Origin of the sequence: Roseateles toxinivorans (genome assembly GCF_004362525.1) — a bacterium.
In the GTDB taxonomy this organism is placed as follows: Bacteria; Pseudomonadota; Gammaproteobacteria; order Burkholderiales; family Burkholderiaceae_C; genus Paucibacter; species Paucibacter toxinivorans.
In genome coordinates, this window is sequence record NZ_SNXS01000002.1 from 347,550 (window position 1) to 365,471 (window position 17,922).

19 protein-coding genes are annotated in these 17,922 nt (G+C 66.5%); 15 read left to right on the top strand and 4 right to left on the bottom strand.

Translation table 11 applies throughout. From position 1 onward, the window contains the following. The first annotated feature begins 12 nt into the window (after window positions 1-12). The gene (locus DES47_RS07320; protein WP_133700026.1) at window positions 13-1,236 is read left to right on the top strand and encodes a polyhydroxyalkanoate depolymerase; all 1,224 of its coding nucleotides are present in this window, start codon (window positions 13-15) and stop codon (window positions 1,234-1,236) included. 9 nt (window positions 1,237-1,245) lie between these two features. On the opposite strand, the gene DES47_RS07325 is transcribed toward DES47_RS07320, so the two are convergent. Further along, window positions 1,246-2,187 carry a 2-hydroxyacid dehydrogenase gene (locus DES47_RS07325; protein WP_133700027.1) on the bottom strand — a complete coding sequence of 314 codons (942 nt, stop codon included), beginning with the start codon at window positions 2,185-2,187 and terminating at the stop codon, window positions 1,246-1,248. 138 nt (window positions 2,188-2,325) lie between these two features. On the opposite strand from DES47_RS07325, the gene DES47_RS07330 reads away from it, so the two are divergent. The 10 genes from DES47_RS07330 to DES47_RS07375 all read left to right on the top strand — a co-directional run bounded on the left by DES47_RS07330 (window position 2,326) and on the right by DES47_RS07375 (window position 10,610). Further along, a complete protein-coding gene (locus tag DES47_RS07330; RefSeq protein ID WP_243748205.1) occupies window positions 2,326-3,240 on the top strand; it encodes a fumarylacetoacetate hydrolase family protein in 915 nt (304 codons plus the stop codon). A gap of 27 nt (window positions 3,241-3,267) precedes the next feature. Next, window positions 3,268-4,269 (top strand): ABC transporter substrate-binding protein, encoded by a 1,002-nt coding sequence (locus DES47_RS07335; protein WP_133700028.1) that lies wholly within the window; start codon window positions 3,268-3,270, stop codon window positions 4,267-4,269. A gap of 20 nt (window positions 4,270-4,289) precedes the next feature. Continuing rightward, on the top strand, window positions 4,290-4,832 hold the full coding sequence (locus tag DES47_RS07340; RefSeq protein WP_133700029.1) for a VOC family protein: 543 nt from the start codon (window positions 4,290-4,292) through the stop codon (window positions 4,830-4,832). Window positions 4,833-4,835: 3 nt separating this feature from the next. Next, on the top strand, window positions 4,836-5,582 hold the full coding sequence (locus tag DES47_RS07345; protein WP_133700030.1) for an ABC transporter permease: 747 nt from the start codon (window positions 4,836-4,838) through the stop codon (window positions 5,580-5,582). An 8-nt stretch (window positions 5,583-5,590) separates the two neighbouring features. Continuing rightward, window positions 5,591-6,361: an ABC transporter ATP-binding protein gene (locus DES47_RS07350; RefSeq protein WP_133700031.1), complete on the top strand. Its 771-nt coding sequence runs from the start codon at window positions 5,591-5,593 to the stop codon at window positions 6,359-6,361. Between the two features lie 254 nt (window positions 6,362-6,615). Next, on the top strand, window positions 6,616-7,524 hold the full coding sequence (locus tag DES47_RS07355) for an alpha/beta hydrolase (protein WP_133700032.1): 909 nt from the start codon (window positions 6,616-6,618) through the stop codon (window positions 7,522-7,524). Window positions 7,525-7,581: 57 nt separating this feature from the next. Beyond that, entirely contained in the window at window positions 7,582-8,484 is a 903-nt protein-coding gene (locus DES47_RS07360; RefSeq protein ID WP_133700033.1) for a dihydrodipicolinate synthase family protein, read from the top strand. Window positions 8,485-8,827: 343 nt separating this feature from the next. Beyond that, a complete protein-coding gene (locus DES47_RS07365; protein ID WP_133700034.1) occupies window positions 8,828-9,202 on the top strand; it encodes a RidA family protein in 375 nt (124 codons plus the stop codon). Next, entirely contained in the window at window positions 9,199-9,807 is a 609-nt protein-coding gene (locus tag DES47_RS07370) for a malonic semialdehyde reductase (protein WP_133700035.1), read from the top strand. Before DES47_RS07365 ends, DES47_RS07370 begins: the two co-directional genes overlap by 4 nt. Then, window positions 9,807-10,610: a sulfite exporter TauE/SafE family protein gene (locus DES47_RS07375; RefSeq protein WP_133700036.1), complete on the top strand. Its 804-nt coding sequence runs from the start codon at window positions 9,807-9,809 to the stop codon at window positions 10,608-10,610. Before DES47_RS07370 ends, DES47_RS07375 begins: the two co-directional genes overlap by 1 nt. On the opposite strand, the gene DES47_RS07380 is transcribed toward DES47_RS07375, so the two are convergent. Then, on the bottom strand, window positions 10,607-11,074 hold the full coding sequence (locus DES47_RS07380; RefSeq protein WP_133700037.1) for an Lrp/AsnC family transcriptional regulator: 468 nt from the start codon (window positions 11,072-11,074) through the stop codon (window positions 10,607-10,609). The genes DES47_RS07375 and DES47_RS07380 overlap by 4 nt on opposite strands. Window positions 11,075-11,222: 148 nt before the next feature. On the opposite strand from DES47_RS07380, the gene kynU reads away from it, so the two are divergent. The 4 genes from kynU (at window position 11,223) to DES47_RS07400 (ending at window position 16,454) form a co-directional block, all read left to right on the top strand. Then, a complete protein-coding gene (gene kynU / locus DES47_RS07385; RefSeq protein WP_133700038.1) occupies window positions 11,223-12,494 on the top strand; it encodes a kynureninase in 1,272 nt (423 codons plus the stop codon). 62 nt (window positions 12,495-12,556) lie between these two features. Continuing rightward, window positions 12,557-13,597, top strand: a complete 1,041-nt coding sequence (locus tag DES47_RS07390) for a porin (RefSeq protein ID WP_166651895.1) — start codon at window positions 12,557-12,559, stop codon at window positions 13,595-13,597. A gap of 20 nt (window positions 13,598-13,617) precedes the next feature. Further along, on the top strand, window positions 13,618-15,285 hold the full coding sequence (locus tag DES47_RS07395; protein WP_133700040.1) for an LVIVD repeat-containing protein: 1,668 nt from the start codon (window positions 13,618-13,620) through the stop codon (window positions 15,283-15,285). Window positions 15,286-15,314: 29 nt separating this feature from the next. Further along, entirely contained in the window at window positions 15,315-16,454 is a 1,140-nt protein-coding gene (locus DES47_RS07400; protein WP_133700041.1) for a branched-chain amino acid ABC transporter substrate-binding protein, read from the top strand. A gap of 39 nt (window positions 16,455-16,493) precedes the next feature. Here DES47_RS07400 and DES47_RS07405 read toward each other — a convergent pair whose 3' ends face one another. Further along, window positions 16,494-17,174 (bottom strand): PEP-CTERM sorting domain-containing protein, encoded by a 681-nt coding sequence (locus DES47_RS07405; RefSeq protein ID WP_243748206.1) that lies wholly within the window; start codon window positions 17,172-17,174, stop codon window positions 16,494-16,496. 91 nt (window positions 17,175-17,265) lie between these two features. Continuing rightward, entirely contained in the window at window positions 17,266-17,862 is a 597-nt protein-coding gene (locus DES47_RS07410) for an adenine phosphoribosyltransferase (RefSeq protein ID WP_243748207.1), read from the bottom strand. Window positions 17,863-17,922 lie beyond the last annotated feature (60 nt).

Consider the following 17,922-nt stretch of genomic DNA (forward strand, 5'->3'; position numbering starts at 1 on the left):
AAGGCCATGACCATGCTTTATCAAGCCTATCAAATGCAGTCTGACCTGATGTCGCCGCTGCGCCTGATGGCTCAGCACATGGCGGCTTCGCTATGGTTCCAGAAGACGGAGAAGACGACGGTGCGTACCTTGGCCGCCGCCTGCGACGTGATGTCGCGCCTGCGTCTGACCCACGCCCGCCCGGCCTACGACATCACCGAGGCGATGGTCAACGGCCAGCCCGTGCCGGTGACCGAGGTGCCGGTGCAGCAACTGCCCTTCGGCACCCTGCTGCACTTTCGCAAGGAGGGTCTGAGCGCCGCCGACGCCGACCAGCCGCGCGTGCTGCTGGTGGCGCCGCTGTCGGGCCACTTTGCCACGCTGCTGCGCGAGACCGCGCGCACGCTGCTGCAGGACCACGATGTCTTCATCACCGACTGGCACAACGCCCGCGATGTCTCGCTGAGCCATGGCGGCTTCAGCCTCGACGACTACATCGATTACATGATGCAGTTCATCGCCACGATGGGCCTGGGCACCCATGTGGTGGCCGTCTGCCAGCCCTGCGTGGCAGCGCTGGCTGCCGCCGCGCTGATGGCCGAGGACGATCACCCCGCTCAGCCGCGCAGCCTGACCTTGATGGCCGGCCCGGTGGACTGCCGCGTCAACCCGACCGAGGTCAACCGGCTGGCTACAGCGAAGCCCATCGAGTGGTTCGAAAAGAACCTGGTCAGCCATGTGCCGCTGCCGCACGTCGGCTTCGGCCGTCGCGTGTATCCCGGCTTTCTGCAGCTGACGGCCTTCCTGAACATGAACCTGGATCGGCACAAGCAGTCGTTCAAGCAGATGTACGAGCAACTGCTGGAAGGCCGCACCGACGAGGCGCGCACGATCCAGGTCTTCTACGACGAGTACCTGGCTGTCAACGACCTGCCGGCCGAGTTCTATCTGGAGACGGTGGAGAAGGTGTTCCAGACCTATGACCTGGCGATGGGCAAGCTGATGTACCGCGGCCGCCTGGTCAATCCGGCCGCGATACGCCGCACCGCGCTGATGACGGTCGAAGGCGAGCGCGACGACATCTGCGCCGTCGGCCAGACGGTGGCCGCGCAAGACCTCTGCCCCAGCATCCGGCCCTATCTGAAGACCCACCACATCCAGACCGGCGTAGGGCACTACGGCGTTTTCAGCGGTCGCAGGTGGAACCAGCAGATCTACCCACGCGTGCGCGACGCGATACACGCCAGCATTGCCTAGGCGGCCGGCTCAGGGCACCGGCGTCAGCAACTCCCGCGCGGCAAAGAAGGCCGCCAGATTGCCCATCGCGCAGGCCAGCTGGGCGCGTTGTGCCTCGGGCGAGCGGCCCGACACATGGGGCGTGAGCAGCACCTTGCCTGATGCAGCCAGGGCGGGTGGCACGACGGGCTCGCCATCGATCACATCGAGCGCGGCGCCGGCGATCTCGTCCGCCTGCAGGGCCGCGATCAGGGCCTCGGTATCGACCACGCTGCCGCGCGCGATATTGACCAGAAAGCCCTCGGGCCCCAGCGCCTGCAGCGCCTCGCGGTTGACCAGATGGCGGGTCGCGGCGCCGCCGGGGCAGGCCAGCACCAGATAGTCGGACTCGGCCGCCAGCGCCAGCACCGACTCGACATGACGCCAGGGCAGCTCGGGCTTGGCCGTGCGCGTGCAGTAGGCGATCTGCATATCGAAGCCGGCCGCGCGGCGGGCGATCTGCTGGCCGATATTGCCCATGCCCAGCAAGCCCAGGCGGCGGCCGTTGATCGTGGGCCGCTCACCCCGGCTGGTCTGCCAGTCGCCGCGCTTGACGGCCGCGTCCAATGCCACCAGGCCGCGCGACAACCCCAGCATCAGCGCCAGTGCGTGGTCGGCTACGGTGGCGTTGTTGACGCCCGGTGCGTGGCTGACCGCAATGCCGCGGGCGCGGGCCGCCGCCACGTCAATGTTCTCGTAGCCGGCGCCCCAGCTGCAGATCTGGCCCAGCTGAGGCAGCAGCGCCATCTGCGCCTCGCTGAAGCCCGTTGTGCCGTTGGTGAGCACCGCCCGCAGTGGCTGGCCGTGCAGCCGCTGCCACAGCGCCTCGCTATGGCCGGCCGGCTCATAGATCAGCTCATACAGCTCGCTGAGCGCAGCCACAAACGGCGCTTGCAGCGGAATCAGGACCAACAGGGTTTCGCGTTTGAGCATCGGGCTCTCCGGAACGGTTTGCGCACATCGCCTCAGGGTGTTCCCCAAAACACTTGTCATGTATACATGATGCTGTTATTGTATTCACAACGCAGCGGCAGATGCGCGCTGACCCTGAATGCACTGAAAGGATTTCCCTTGAACTGGTATGCGATAGCTTCCTACGAGCAGGGCAGCGGCCCGCGCGCCGCGCTGGTGCTGGACCAGCAACTGTATGACGTGGCCGCGCTGGGCTCGGACGCCAACCCTCTGCTGCAAGGCACGCAGCGCGTGATGGAGCAGTGGGAGACACACCGCGGCGCCGTCGAGGCTCTGGCAGCCAAGCTCGCCGCCGAGCGCGCTGCCGGCCGCATCCAGCCGCTGGCCGAAGGCAGCTACAAGCTGCTGCCGCCGTACCGCCCGGCGCGCATCTTCGGCGCCGCATCGAACTACTACGAGCATGCCCGCGAGATGGGCACGAAGCTGGCGCCGCGCAGCGAAAGCGCGCCCTACTGCTTCATGAAGGCCGACACCAGCGTGATCGGCAGCGGCGACGATGTCGTCAAGCCGGCCGAGACGCAGAAGCTGGACTGGGAGGTCGAGCTGGGCGTGGTCATCGGCCGCCAGTGCCGGCATGTGACGGTCGAGCAGGCCTATGACGTGATCGCCGGCTACACGGTGTTCAACGACATCAGCGCCCGCGACCTGAACCGCCGCAGCGACTACCCGTTCACCCACGACTGGTTCCGCGGCAAGAGCTTCGACACCTTCGGCCCGATGGGCCCCTGGGTGGTGCCGCGACAATGCATTGCCGAGCCGCAGAAGCTGCGCATGCGCCTGGACGTCAACGACCAGACCATGCAGGACGACACGGCCGAGGGCATGATCTTCAATATCGCCGAGCAGATCGCCTACCTGTCATCGCTGCTGACGCTGAAGCCCGGCGACCTGATCGCCACCGGCACGCCCACTGGGGTGGGCATGGGCCGCGGCGTCTATCTGCAGGCCGGTGATGTGATGATGGCCAGCATCGAGCAGATTGGCAGCCTGCGCAATCGTGTCGTGGCCGCGTAAGCCCTTGAGCCCCTGAGAAAGAACCGCATGTTCACATCCCTTCTTCGCACTACCTTTGCGCCGTTGCTGCTCGCCAGCGCCGCCCTGCTCAGCCCCGCCGCCCAGGCCCTGGACAAGGTCAAGTTCAACCTCGCCTGGCTGCCCCAGGGCAGCACCGGCGGCGTGCTGGTAGCCGCCGCCAAGGGCTTCTACGCCGAGGCGGGGCTGGAGGTGACGGCGCAGCGCGGCTACGGCGGCCAGCGCACCGTCAACGAAGTGGACCAGGGTCTGTTCGAATTTGGCTACGGCGACCCGATCAGCGTGATGCTGAACCGCGCCAATGGCGGCAAGACGGTGATGGTGGGAGCCATCAACACCGTCTGGCCGGCCGCCCTGTGCTATGTGGAAACGCCCAAGCGCAAGCTGCGCACGCTGGCCGATCTGAAGGGCCTGAGCCTCGGCGGCGGCGGTGCCTCGCCGCTGCAGAACATCGTGCCGGCCTGGTTGGCCGCCAACGGCCTGCCGGCCAACCATGTGAAGCTGCTGCGCCTGGACCCGTCGGTGATCAACCCGTCCTTCATGGAGGGCCGCATCGACCTGGCCGAATGCTGGGAGGGCGCCAACAAGCCGCTGCTCGAATGGCTGGCCGCGCGCGACGGCAAGACCCTGGGCATGCTGCGCTACCGCGACTTCAATCTGAACATCTACGGCAATGGCATCGTCACCAGCGAGAAGCTTATCGAGACCAACCCCGATCTGGTCAAGCGCTTCGTCAAGGCCACCTACAAGGGCTACGAGTTCATGCGCCAGGACCCGGAGGGCGCGGCCGACCTGATCGTCGCCAACAACCGCCTGCTGGCCCGCGACATCCTGCTCAAGCAGATCAAGGAAACCGTGTCCATCATTGGCGACCCGAGCGCCGACAGCAAGAAGCTCGGCTACATCCGCGCCGACCGCATGCACGGCACGATCGAGTTCGCCAAGAAGGCCTTCAACGTCACCGCCTCGGTGCGCGGTGGCGAGGTCTACACGAATCGATTCATCGACTGATCCAGGACCGGGAGACAGCCATGGAAACTCTACGCCCCCGCCGCCTCGGCCATATCGTGCTGATGGTGCGCGACATCCACGCCTCGGTGAAGTTCTACACCGAGGTGATGGGCCTCGCCGTCTCCGACTGGATCAGCGACCAGATGGTGTTTCTGCGCGCCAGCAGCGACCACCATGATCTGGCGCTGTCGCAGATCCCGAAGGACTCGCCCGACATCAACGACCTGCCGCGCTACAGCCGGCCCGGCGTCGAGCACTTCTCGTATCTGGTCGATGACATGGCAGAGATGGAGCGCGCGGTGCGTGTGCTGCAGGCCCATGGCATCGAGATCGTGCGCGGCATCGGCAAGCATGGCCCGGGGGAGAACCTGTTCCTGGTGTTCAAGGACCCGGACGGCAACAACGTCGAGCTCTACTGCGAGATGACGCAGATCGGCCCTGATCGCCCCTACGAAGCCAAGGTCTGGGAGCGCAATATCGACTCGTTCGACCAGTGGCGCTTCGAGCGCTTCGTCGTGCCACCGCCGGCTGCCGTGGTGGCGGCGAAGCAAGGAAAGAAGTAAGCCATGGCCAAGCGCTGGTTGGAAGCGATTCTGTTCTGGGGCCTGCTGGCCCTGCTGTGGGAGTTCGGCGTCGGCTGGCTGGGCATCCGCCGCTACCTGCTGCCGCCGTTCAGCGATGTGCTGATCGCCGGCTGGAATGCCCGCGAGCCGCTGATGAGCAACACCTGGGTGACCACGGTCGAGGTGCTGGTCGGCTTTGTGGCGGCCGTGCTCGGTGGCGTGCTGCTGGGCGTGTTGATACACATCAGTGCCTTTGCGCGGCGCACGCTGTACCCGCTGATCACCGCGCTGCAAAGCATGCCCAAGATCGCGCTGGCGCCGCTGATGATCGTCTGGTTCGGCTACGGTTTTGCGTCCAAGGTGGCGGCTACGTTTCTGTTCGCCTTCTTCCCCATCGTCATCGCGACCCTGGGCGGGATGCAGAACGTGGCCATCAATCTGGACGAGCACTTCCGGGCGCTGGGCGCCTCGCGTTGGGACTTCTTCTGGCGCCTGCAGGTCCCTGCGGCGCTGCCGGCTTTCGTCGATGGCGTCAAGGTCGCTATGCCGCTGGCCGTGATCGGCGCCATCGTCGGCGAGTTCATCGGAGCCGAGGAGGGTCTGGGCCACTTGATGACCATGGCCACGGCCAACGGACAGACCGATCTGATGTTCGCCGCCATTCTGGTCATCACCGCCCTGGCCGTGGCCCTGTATGCGGTGGTCGAACGCCTGGCGCGCGCCGTCTGGTGGCGTGGCATTTCCTTCTGAGAGCGGCGATGAACACAGATAACAAGCCCGCGATTGCGGTCAGCAATGTGCTGAAGACCTTTGCCGGCAAGCACGAGGTCAAGGCGCTGGAGTCGGTGGACCTGGCCATCGCGCCGCACGAGTTCGTGTCGATACTCGGCCCCAGCGGCTGCGGTAAGAGCACCTTGCTGCGCATCGTTGCCGGGCTCACGCCCTACGAGGGCGGCGAGGTGCTGGTGAACCAGAAGCGCGTCACCGGCCCCAGCCCCGAGATCGGCGTCGTGTTCCAGAGCAGCAATATGCTGCCCTGGTTGACCGTCGGCCAGAACCTCGCGCTGGGCGCAAAGCTGCGCAAGATTCCCGAGGCTCAGGCCGCGCCCAAGATCGCGCAGCTGACCGAGATGCTGGGGCTCAAGGGCTTCGAGAACAACCATCCGCACCAGCTGTCGGGCGGCATGCGCCAGCGTGCGGCCATCGGCCAGATCCTGGCCCTGGACCCGCAGATCCTGTTGATGGACGAGCCGTTCGGCGCGCTCGATGCGCTGACCCGCGACAAGCTCAATGTCGAGCTCTTGCGCATCTGGCAGGAGCAGCGCCAGACGGTGCTCTTGGTCACGCACAGCATCGCCGAGGCGGTGTTCCTGTCGGACCGCGTGCTGGTGATGTCGGGCCGGCCGGGCCGCGTAGTACGCGAGGTGGCCATCGATCTGCCGCGCCCGCGCATGCCGGAGACGATCAAGCAGGACCCGCGCTATGGCGAGTACATCTCGGAATTGTCCAAGCTGATGGGTGTGTATTGAGATGAAGTGGACCGAGCGTTTTGCTGTTGTGTGGCGGCAGAGGGGGCGGGGGGGCGGCCACTGCGGGCTACTGCGCGTGTCTTCTGGACCCGAGAGCCTGCACCCTGGCTGCAGCAGGGATGAGGGCGTGCCGGTCGCAGCGGGCATAAAGAAGCCGGAGTCCGGACCGTCCAGGGCGGGACTAGGCTTCAGCCCGCAGCGGCCGGCGCGCCCTCGTCTCTGCCGCTCCAGCGTCTATGTGGCGTATCACTGACATGAGCACCGACCTTCAAGCACTGCTGCGCGCGATCGGCCCGCGCTGGGCAACCGACATCAACAGCCACCGCGACCAAGTGGTGCGTGCCTACAGCGCTGTGCTGGCCGATCGGCCACTGCCGGGCTTGGCGATCCAGCGCGACCAGGCCTATGGCGAGCACCCGCGCCAGCGGCTGGATGTCTACCAGAGCCATGAGGCACAGCAGCCAGGCGCCTGCCTGCCCATCATGATGTTCGTCCACGGCGGCGCGTTTCTGCGCGGGCAGATGAATCCGACCGAGCAGGTCTACGGCAATGTGCCGCGCTTCTTTGCGCGCCATGGCTTCATCGGCATCAATGTCGAGTACCGGCTGGCGCCCGAGGCGCCGTTCCCGGCCGGTGCGCAAGACCTGGCCCTGGCGGTGGACTGGGTGCGTGCCCATGCGACCAGCTTCGGCGGCGATGCGCGGCGCCTCGTGCTCGTCGGTCACTCGGCCGGCGGCGCCCATGTGGCCAGCTATGTCTGCGATCCGCGAGTGCAGCCTGTGCAGCCGAAAGTGGCGGGCGTGGTGTTGATCAGCGCGCGGCTGCGTGCCGATGTGCGGCCCGACAACCCGAACGCAGCCGGCGTGCGGGCCTACTTCGGTGAGGACGAGGCTCGCTACGAACCCGACTCGGCTGTCACGCACGCCGCACGGCTGAACGTGCCGGCCCTGGTGGCGGTCGCCGAGTACGAGAACCCCTGGCTGGACGTTTACGCGGCGGAGTTCTGCCACCGCGTCGGCCTGGCTCAGGGAAGGGCGCCGCGCTCGATCTGGTTGCCTGTGCACAACCACACATCCATCGTCGCCCACATCGACAGCGGCGATGACGCCTTTGGCGAGCAGCTGCTGGACTTCAGCCGCGGCCTCGCGCCCTGCCCTTCCTAGCGGCGAACGCCGCACAGCGCCCCCAGGCGCTCCCCCATTTCATTCCTGGAGATACCCATGGTCACCGATGTCTTGACCGGGGCGTTTGCGCCCGTCGTCACCCCTTTCCAATCCGATGGCAGCCCCGACACGGCCCGCTTCATCGCCCATTGCCGCTGGTTGCTGGAGCAGGGCGCCGGCCTGGCCCCGTTCGGCACCAATAGCGAGGCCAATTCGATGGCCGGCACCGAGCGGATGGAGCTGCTCGACGCTCTGGTCGAGGCGGGTCTGCCGCCAGCCCGCATGCTGCCCGGCACCGGTGCCTGCTCGGCGCAGGAGACCGCCTTGCTGAGCCGCCATGCAGTGGCCCACGGCTGCGCCGGCGTGCTGATGCTGCCGCCGTTCTTCTACAAGGGCATCACCGACGAGGGTTTGTATGCCTACTACGCCGATGTCATCGAGCGCATCGCCGATCCGCGGCTGCGGTTGTACCTGTATCACATCCCCGCGCTGTCTGACGTGCCCATCACCCACGCGGTGATCGAGCGCCTGCTGAAGGACTTTCCCGGCATCGTGGTCGGCATCAAGGACAGCTCGGGCGACTGGGACAACCTGCAGACGATGCTCGCGCGCTTCCCCGGCCTGGCCATCTTCCCGGCCTCCGAGAGCTTCATCTCGCGCACCCGGCCGCTGGGCGCGCGTGGCTGCATCTCGGCCACCGTCAACATCAACCCGGGCCGCATCAGCCGCCTGGTCGATCAGTGGAGCAGTGCCGAGGGCCAGGCCTTGCAGAGCGAGGTGGACAGGGTGCGCCAGATCGTCCAGGGCTATCCGATGATTGCCGCGCTGAAGGAGGTGCTGGCCCAGGGCCTGCACGACCCGGCCTGGCAGCGCGTGCGCGCGCCGCTGACCCGCCTGTCGGTGGCGCAGGCGGTGGCGCTGCACACGGCGCTGGAAGGCGTGGGGTTTGCGCTGCGATGAAACTCATGGTCTTGCGTGAGTGCCGCCTCGCTGCGATGGGGTGGCAGAGGCGGCGGGGCGCCGGCCCCTGCGGGCTGAAGCTTGGGCCGGTCCCTTCGGACCGACCTCCAGCTTCTTTATGCCCGCCGTGGCCGGCCCCCCACCCCCTCTTTGGATGGGCTGGTGGCCGCCTGCGCTCCCGCTGCAGCAGGGATGAGGGTGTGCCGGTCGCAGCGGGCATAAAGAAGCCGAAGTTCGGTCCGTTCAGGACCGGACAATGCTTCAGCCCGCAGCGGCCGGCGCGCCCTCGTCCCTGCCGCCTCAATCGTCATGTGTCGGATCTCGAGCCAAGCGAGGTGAAGCCATGAGCGCCAGCCCGATCGCCCCGCTGGGCGCCTACCCGCAGCTGCAGCGCCGAGGCCCCTGGCTGTTCGTCTCGGGCATGAGCGCACGCCAAGCCGATGGCAGCTGTGTGGCAGACGTGGCCCAGCAAACCCGGGTCGTGATCGAGAAAGTACGCGCCGCGCTGAAGACCGAGGGCGCTGACCTGCGGCACTGCGTGACCCTCACCTGCTACCTGATCGATATGCGCGACTTCGCTGCCTACAACGGCGCCTACGCCGAGTTCTTCGATGCACAAAGCGGCCCCGCGCGCACCACGGTGGCGGTGCACCAGCTGCCACACCCCGAGATGCGGGTCGAGATCACCGCCACCGCCTGCATGAGTGACGCACCATGAACCACACCTTGGATGACGCTGCCTGGGAGCTGCTGTTCCGCCAGGCCCGCAGCCACAACCGCTGGCTGGACACGCCGGTCGCCCCCGAGCTGCTGACCGAGCTGTATGAGCTGATGAAGCTGGGCCCGACCAGCGCCAATGGCTCGCCGGCGCGGCTGGTGTTCATCCGCAGCGCCGAGGCCCGGGCGCGGCTCGTGCCGCTGATGTCGCCCGGCAATCGCGACAAGGTCGCGCAGGCGCCGGTGACGGTGCTGATCGGCTACGACAAGGGCTTTTTCGAGCAGCTGCCGCAGCTGTTCCCGCACAACCCGACCGCACGTGAACCGTTCGCAGCCAATGCCGCGCTGGCCGAGGCCACGGCCTTTCGCAACAGCTCCCTGCAGGGCGCTTATCTTATGCTGGCCGCCAGAGGCCTGGGGCTGGACTGCGGGCCGATGTCGGGCTTCGACGCGGCGGCGGTGAACGCGGTCTTCTTCGGCCCGGAGCAGTTCCCCGGCCAGCACGTGGTGGTCAACTTCATCTGCAACATTGGCCACGGCGATGCCTCGGGTCTGTTCCCGCGCCATCCACGCCTGCCTTTCGACGCGGCCTGCCGGGTGTTGTGATGGAGTTGCTGACTTTTTTGCTGCTTGGCGCCGTCACCGGCGTGCTGGCGGGGCTGCTGGGCGTTGGCGGCGGCATCGTGCTGGTGCCCGTGCTGGTCTTCATCTACGCCGGCCTGCCCTGGGGCGCGGCCCATGGCGCGCAGATCGCGCATCTGGCGCTGGGCACCTCGCTGGCCAGCATCGTGTTCACGTCCATTTCCAGCGTGCGCGCCCATCACCGCCGTGGTGCCGTCGATTGGGCCGCAGTGCGGCGGCTGGCGCCGGGCCTGTTGATCGGCACGCTGGCCGGCAGCTTCGTCGCGGGCCAGTTGTCGACGCCGGCGCTAAAGGCGGTGTTCGTTGCCTTCAGCTTCTATGTGGGCGGCCAGATGCTGCTCAATGCACGCCCCAAGGCCTCGCGCGAGCTGCCCGGGCCAGCAGGCATGCACGTGGCCGGCGGCGCGATAGGCGCGTTCTCCAGCCTGGTCGGCATCGGCGGCGGCTCGGTCGCAGTGCCCTTCATGAGTTGGTGTTCGGTGCCCATCCACCGGGCGATTGCCACCTCGGCGGCATTGGGCTTTCCGATCGCGGTTGCCGGCACGGTGGGCTTTGTCATCAACGGACTCGGCTCCGGGCAGGTTTTGCCGCCTTGGAGCTTGGGCTATGTCTATCTGCCGGCGCTGCTGGCGATTGCGGTGGGCAGTGTGTTCACCGCACCCCTCGGTGCAAGACTGGCCCACGCCTTGCCGGTGGGGCGGTTGAAGCAGGTGTTTGCGGTGTTGCTGCTGGGGTTGGGTGGGCGGATGTTGTGGAGTTTGGCCTAGGGAATCGGCATCCCCTGCAGCGCCTTCACCTCCTGCATCGAGAAGCTGGTGCGCACCATCTTCACGCCGGGCAGGCGGCGCAGCTTGGTCTGCATCAGCGCCGAGTAGGCGTCCAGGTCCTGGGCTACGACCACCAGCACGAAGTCCTCGGGGCCGGATACGCCGTGGCACATCACCACCTCTGGGATGTCGCGCACCGCCTGCTCGAAGTCCAGCGAGTGGCCTTCGTCCTGGCTGTCGATGCTGATGGTCACGAAGGCCATCACGCCGTAGCCCAGCGCGCGGCGGTCGAGCCGGGCGTTGTAGCCGGCGATCAGGCCGGCGTCTTCGAGCCGTTTGATGCGCCGCCAGCAGGGGGATTGGGACATCTGCGTCATCTGCGCCAGCTCCGAGGTGGTGAGCCGGGCGTTGTCCTGCAGCGCTTTCAGCAGCGCGCGGTCGGTGGCATCGATCTCTATCGGCATAAGAAAACCCGTGAATCGTGATTGCTGGGTGAAATCTACCCCAAACCAGGCGGGGTAGGGTTAGCTAGGTAATAAATCTGCAAAACAAAACATAGACTGGCCTCAATGTATACATGAAACGTCGCTCGGATACAGCGCGAAACACGAAATGAACCTCTTCAATCTGCCCTCTTCTTCCGCACTCACCACGCCCATCACCCGGGCCGCCTGCCTGGCCCTCGATGCGCAAGACCCGCTGGCCCGCTGCCGCGAACGATTCGCCCTGCCCGAGGGTGTGATCTATCTGGATGGCAACTCGCTGGGCGCGATGCCCCGTGCGGTGCCGGCTCGTATGCAACGCGCGATCGAGCAGGAATGGGCGCAGGGCCTGATCCGCTCCTGGAACGATGCTGACTGGTACCCGGCGCCGCAGCGCGTCGGGGGCCGCATCGCGGCGCTGGTCGGTGCCGAGGCCGATGAAGTCATCGTTGCCGACTCGATCTCGATCAATCTGTTCAAGGTGCTGGTCGCGGCGCTGCGGCTGCGGCCCGGCCGGCGGGTGATCCTCGGCGAGAACGCCAACTTCCCGACCGATGCCTATGTGGCCGGTGGTGTGGCCGAGCTGGTCGGTGCCGAGTTCCGTGCGGTGGACAGCGAAGACGTGCTGGCCGCGCTGAACGAAGACGTCGCCGTCGTCACGCTGACCCATGTCAACTACAAGAGCGGCAAGGTCTATGACATGGCCGCGATCACGAAGCGCGCACACGAGGTCGGCGCGCTGGTGGTCTGGGACCTGGCCCACACGGCCGGCGCCATGCCCTGCGCACTGAATGCCTGCAATGCCGACTTCGCGCTGGGCTGCGGCTACAAGTACCTGAACGGCGGCCCCGGCGCGCCGGCCTTTGTGTTCGTCGCCAAGCGCCATCAGGACGGCCTGCGCCAGCCGCTGACCGGCTGGCACGGCCATGCCAGGCCGTTCGAGTTCAGCCAGAGCTATGTGCCGGCGCCGGGCATTGACCGGATGCTGGTCGGCACGGCGCCGCAGCTGGGCCTGATCGCGCTGGAAGCGGCGCTGACCGCCTTCGACGGCGTCGACATGCAGGCGCTGCGCCGCAAGAGCCAGTCGCTGACCTCGCTGTTCATCGCGTTGGTCGACCAGGAGCTGGCCGGCCACGGCTTCGGCCTGGCCACGCCGCGCGAACCGAACGCCCGCGGCAGCCAGGTCTCGCTGACGCACGCGGAGGGCTACGCCATCGTGCAGGCGCTGATTGCGCGCGGCGTGATCGGCGACTTCCGCTCGCCCGACATCCTGCGCTTCGGCTTTGCCGCCCTCTACCTCAGCCATGCCGAGGTCTGGGATGCGGTGGCCACTTTGCAAGACGTGATGGCCAGCGCCGCCTGGTCCGCCCCCGAATTCATGGCCCGCAAGGCCGTGACCTGAGCCTCTTCCCCAAGACCTGTTACTCCCCTCAACCCTCGCTTCCGCGACCCATGGAGATTCTCGTGAGAACCAAACTGACTCTTTGCGCTGTGGCCGCCGCTGCGGCCCTGGCCAGCGCCCCGGCGTTGGCCCAGGTGACGCTGTCCGGCTTCATCGACATCAATGCCGAGGTCGCCAAGTCCGGCGGCAAGACCATCAAGGGCCTGGGTTCGGGTGGGTTGAACACCTCGCGCCTGCAGTTCAAGGCGCAGGAGGATCTGGGCGACGGCCTCAAGGCCACCGCCGTGCACGAGATCACCCTGCGCGGTGACACCGGCCAGCAGGGCTCGCCGCGCCACACCTATATCCAGCTCGGCTCCAAGGCCTGGGGCGAGCTCAGCGCCGGCCGGCGCGATCTGCCCTCGGCCGAGATGTATGGCTATATCGACCCGACCTATTCGGGCGACTACAGCCCGATCAGCAACACCATGCTGTACTTCGCGCCCTGGCGCGAGAGCAACGGCCTGTTCTACACCACGCCGCGCATGGCCAATATCCAGGCCCGCATGAGCGTGACGGCCGGCCGCGAAGATGGCTCCAAGGACGCCCAGACACGCAGCCTGGCGGTGGACTATTTCGGCGGTGACCTGTATCTGATGGCCGCCACCGACCAGCAGTACCGTCGCACCTTGAACAACCCCAACCAGATCCGCAACTCGCGCGACTACTACCTGGGCGGCGTCTATTCGATGGGTGCGCTGGACCTGACCCTGCTCTACCACCGCTACAGCGGCTACTACGCCTACCCGCCCTATGTGGACTTCAGCTCCAAGGGCCAGGACCTGCAGCTGGGCCTGCGCTATGAGCTGAATGCGCAGCAGCGCTTCTTCGCCAGCCTGGTGCGCAAGAACGACCAGCTGGACGCCGACCTGTCCGACGCCACCAGCTGGGTGGTGGGCTATATCCACGGCCTGTCCAAGCGCACCGACATCTACAGCGTCTATGGCTCGGTACGCCACGCCCGCGACTCGGCGATGCGCTTCCCGGTCAGCTTCAACCACGCGACGCCCTTGTCCAACGAGAACCCCAGCGGCCTGCAAATCGGCATCCGTCACAAGTTCTGAGCCCCAGGAGACTCATCGATATGAAACCCTCATTGATTGCTTTGCTGATCAGCGCCGGCCTGGCCCACCAGGCCCTGGCCCAGACCATTGTTCCGCCCGCCCCGGGCACGGCCAAGGTGCCGGTCAAGGAAGAGCGCGAGAACGCCAAGGGCACGCCCGGCGAGCCGGCAAGGCCTGACCCCAGCAGCTTCGGGCTGGACCCCGCCACCGGCATCTACAAGCACCCGGCCGAGACGCCCAGCATCGGCGGCACGCACCCGTTCAAGGGCAGCCTGGACTATCTGGACCAGAACAGCTACTTGCACAACACCAAGGTCGAGGCGCTGTACCCGGAGATGCTGGGCAGCCCCTACCACTCCTGGCAGACCACGGTGGACATGAATGGCCGCCGCTATATGGTCATCCACGAGAAGTCCTTCTACAAGGTGTTCGACATCACGGACCCGCGCAAGGCCGAGATGGTGGCCAACAAGAAGTGGGCCTGGGGTGGCAACGAGCATCCATTCGGCCCCCTGACCATCCAGTACAACGACAAGCTCAAGAAGCATGTGGCCGTGCAGTGCTACGAGGTCACGCGCTTCGGCATCCTGGAGAACAAGTATTCGCCCGAGCAGAAGGCCAAGGTGGACATCATCCGCAACCAGCCGCTGCTGCGCGGCTTCCGCGTATTCGAGATGGACAGCCCCGACCCGGCCCAGTGGAAGAAGATCGCCGAGCTGCCGCTGGACGCCTACAGCGCCCCGGACAGGTTCCCGCAGCAGGGCTCGGGTTGCGGCGATGTGCCGGTGTACTGGGGTGGCAAGTACCTGTTCGTCTCCGGCGCGCCGGACGACAGCTTTGCCAATCAGGAATACGGCAACTTCCTCTACAACCAGGCGCAGATGGCCTTCGACCTGAGCGACCCGCACAAGCCGCAGCGACTGTCCACCTGGTGGGTGCCCGGCTCGCGCCTCGGCGAGGAGGAGGAATACAAGAAGAACCCCCGCGTCGGCAAGAAGACGGCCTGGATGGGTGCGCGCATGCCGCTGTTCATTCCCAAGGATCCCGAAAAGGGCGGCAAGTACGGCTATGCGGCGATGGGCGGCATGGGCTTCCATGTGCTCGATGTGTCGGACCCGGCCAGGATGAAGCGCGTCGGCAAGCTCGACATGCCGGTCAGCCAGGCCGGCACCGAGGGCGACAACATCGACGTCACCAAGGTCGAGAAGACCGGCGTCGTCTATTACAGCGGATATCCGCTGAACGAGGACTGCTACGAGCCCTACAAGGACATCTATGCCATCGATGTGAAGGATCCGGCCAATCCGAAGATCCTGGCCACCCTGCCGCGACCCACGCCGCCCAAGGGCGCGCCGTTCACCGACTACTGCCAGCGCCGCGGCAGCTTCGGGCCCAAGCGCACGGGCTACTGGCACCAGCCCGGCACGCCCAGCGACAAGTACCTGGTCTATGCCTTCTACAACGCCGGTGCGCAGATCTTTGACGTCAGCAACCCGGCCGCGCCGAAGATCGCCGGCTACTTCGTGCCGCCCACCGTCAACCCCAAGGTCAATCTGCACCACGGCGACCAGACGCACGGCGTGTTCATCGAATGGGACCGCAAGCTGATCTGGGTGTTCACCAACCACGGCGCCTATGCGGTTTCGACGCCGCTGCTGGGCACGCCGAAATTCGACCTCAAGCCTTGAGCACAGGCATCACTTTCAGGAGCAACAACATGAATCAAGCATTCAAGATCACCGCGCTGGCACTGGCCACGCTGGCCGCCGGCAGCAGCCACGCACAGGAGGTCGTCAAGATCGGCCACGTCGGCCCGACCAGCGGCGCCATCGCCCACCTGGGCAAGGACAACGAGCTGGGCGCCCGCCTGGCGATCCAGGAGCTCAACGCCAAGGGCGTCGTCATCGGCGGCAAGAAGGTCAGGCTGGAGCTGCTGGGCGAAGACGATGCCGGCGACCCCAAGCAGGGCACGCAGGCGGCGCAGAAGCTGGTGGACTCCAAGGTCAATGGCGTGGTCGGCCATCTGAACTCGGGCACGTCGATTCCGGCGTCCAAGGTCTATGCCGATGCCGGCATTCCACAGATCTCGCCGTCCAGCACCAACCCCAAGTTCACCCGCAACGGCTACAAGACGACGTTCCGCGTCGTCGCCGATGACGTGCACCTGGGTGGCACGCTGGGCCGCTACGCCGCCAAGGACCTGAAGGGCCAGGCGATCGCCATCGTCGACGACCGCACCGCCTATGGCCAGGGCGTGGCCGATGAGTTCGAGAAGGGCGCCAAGGCCGCCGGCGGCAAGATCGTGGGCCGCGAGTTCACCAATGACAAGGCCACCGACTTCAGCGCCATCCTGACCAGCCTGAAGGCCAAGAAGCCCGATGTGGTGTTCTTCGGCGGCATGGACGCGGTGGCCGGGCCGATGCTGCGCCAGATGAAGGCGCTGGGCCTGAACGTCAAGCTGGTCGGCGGCGACGGCATCTGCACCGCCGAGCTGCCCAAGCTGGCGGCCGGTACGATGGACGACGGCCAGGTCTTCTGCGCCGAGGCCGGCGGTGTGGACGGTGCCCAGAAGCAGGCGATGGAGGACTTCAAGGCCCGCTTCAAGGCCTCGACCAAGCTCGATGTGCAGGTCTATGCGCCCTACTCGTACGACGCGGTAGGTGTGCTCGTCGCGGCCATGGTCAAGGCCGGCTCGGCCGATCCGGCCAAGTACCTGCCGGTGCTGGCCAAGACCGAGGGCTACAAGGGCGTGACCGGCAACATCTCGTTCGATGCCAAGGGCGATATCAGGAACGGCGCGCTGACCCTGTACACCTACAAGGGCGGCAGCCGCGAGTCGCTGGCGGTGGTGCGCTGAACGCGCGGGCGCCCTGCTCCTGCAGGGCGCCTTGCTACTTCAGTTCGAGCGGCGGCGTGCCACGGCGCCCAGGCCCAGCAGGCCCAGGGCCATCAGCGCGTAGGTGCCGGGCTCGGGCACTGGCGGGGGCGCGATGCCATAGGTGCCGACGGTGAAGCCGTTCCAGTTTTCATTCGTCAGGCTGCTCCAGGTGATGGATGAGACCGCGCCGGTGAAGCGGATCACGCCATGGGGCTCGCCCGAGCCATTGAGCTGGAACTGGCCGCCGCCCAGATCGACCTTGCTCAGCGAGCCGCAGCCCCAGTAGCCGCAGCCGGTGCTGACGATCTCGAAGTCGGAGTCGAACTTGTAGCCGTTGCCGTTGAGGCTGACGACGGCGAAGAACAGATTGTCGACCGGCTTGGAGAAGGTCAGCGTCTTGGCCGAGGCCAGCGACAGCGCGATCATCTCGGCCGGCGTCGGCGCGTTGTCGACCAGCGCGCTCAGATAGGGGCCGGTCGGGCTGAAGAAGTCGGTGCCGACGCCGGTCTGGATGAAGGCGACCTCGCCAACATAGCCGATGTCCACACTGCCGGAAATCGTGTTGAAGGTGCCGGCCGCGCTACCGCTGGCTCCGGCGACGCCGGAGGTCCAGTCGGCCCAGTTGACCGGCAGGGCCTGGGCCGAGCCCAGCAGGGAGGCCAGGGCCAGCGCGACTGGGAATTGGTACTTGGTGGGCATATCGGTCTCCGGCATTGTGCAGGAGAGCAAGTTAGGCCGCTTCCGGCCCGCTGTCACTCCCGCGAATCCGGGGGCTGCAGGGTCGGCGCGCTCAATGACCCTCGAACGACACCAGGGTGAACAGCGGCAGGCCGCTGGCGCGCAGCTTGTCGGAGCCGCCCAGTTCGGGCAGATCGACGATGCAGGCACCTTCTATGACCTCGGCGCCCAGGCGCTGCAAGAGCTTGCGGCCGGCCATCATCGTGCCGCCGGTGGCGATCAGGTCATCGATCAGCACCACGCGGTCGCCGGGCTTGACGGCGTCGGTGTGGATCTCGACGGTGGCGCTGCCGTACTCCAGCTCGTAGGTTTCTTCGACGGTGGTGAAGGGCAGCTTGCCCTTCTTGCGTATCGGCACGAAGCCGACATTCAGCTCGTAGGCCAGCACCGAACCGATGATGAAGCCGCGTGCATCCAGGCCGGCAATGGCCGTCGGCTTGGCGTCGAAGTAGCGGTGCACGAACATGTCGATCAGGACACGGAACACCTTGGGGTTGGACAACAGCGGCGTGATATCACGGAACTGCACCCCCGGCGCCGGCCAGTCGGGCACGGTGCGGATATGGTGCTTGATATAGGCCCCGGGGTGGGCGATGGCGTCCGGCGCGCTCAGGGCAGCGGCGCCGGTGGAGGGGTCGTTACGGTTCATGGGGCGAATCATGCCCTGAACCGGGGGCACAGCGCTAGGGCCGCCCCCCAGATCAATGAA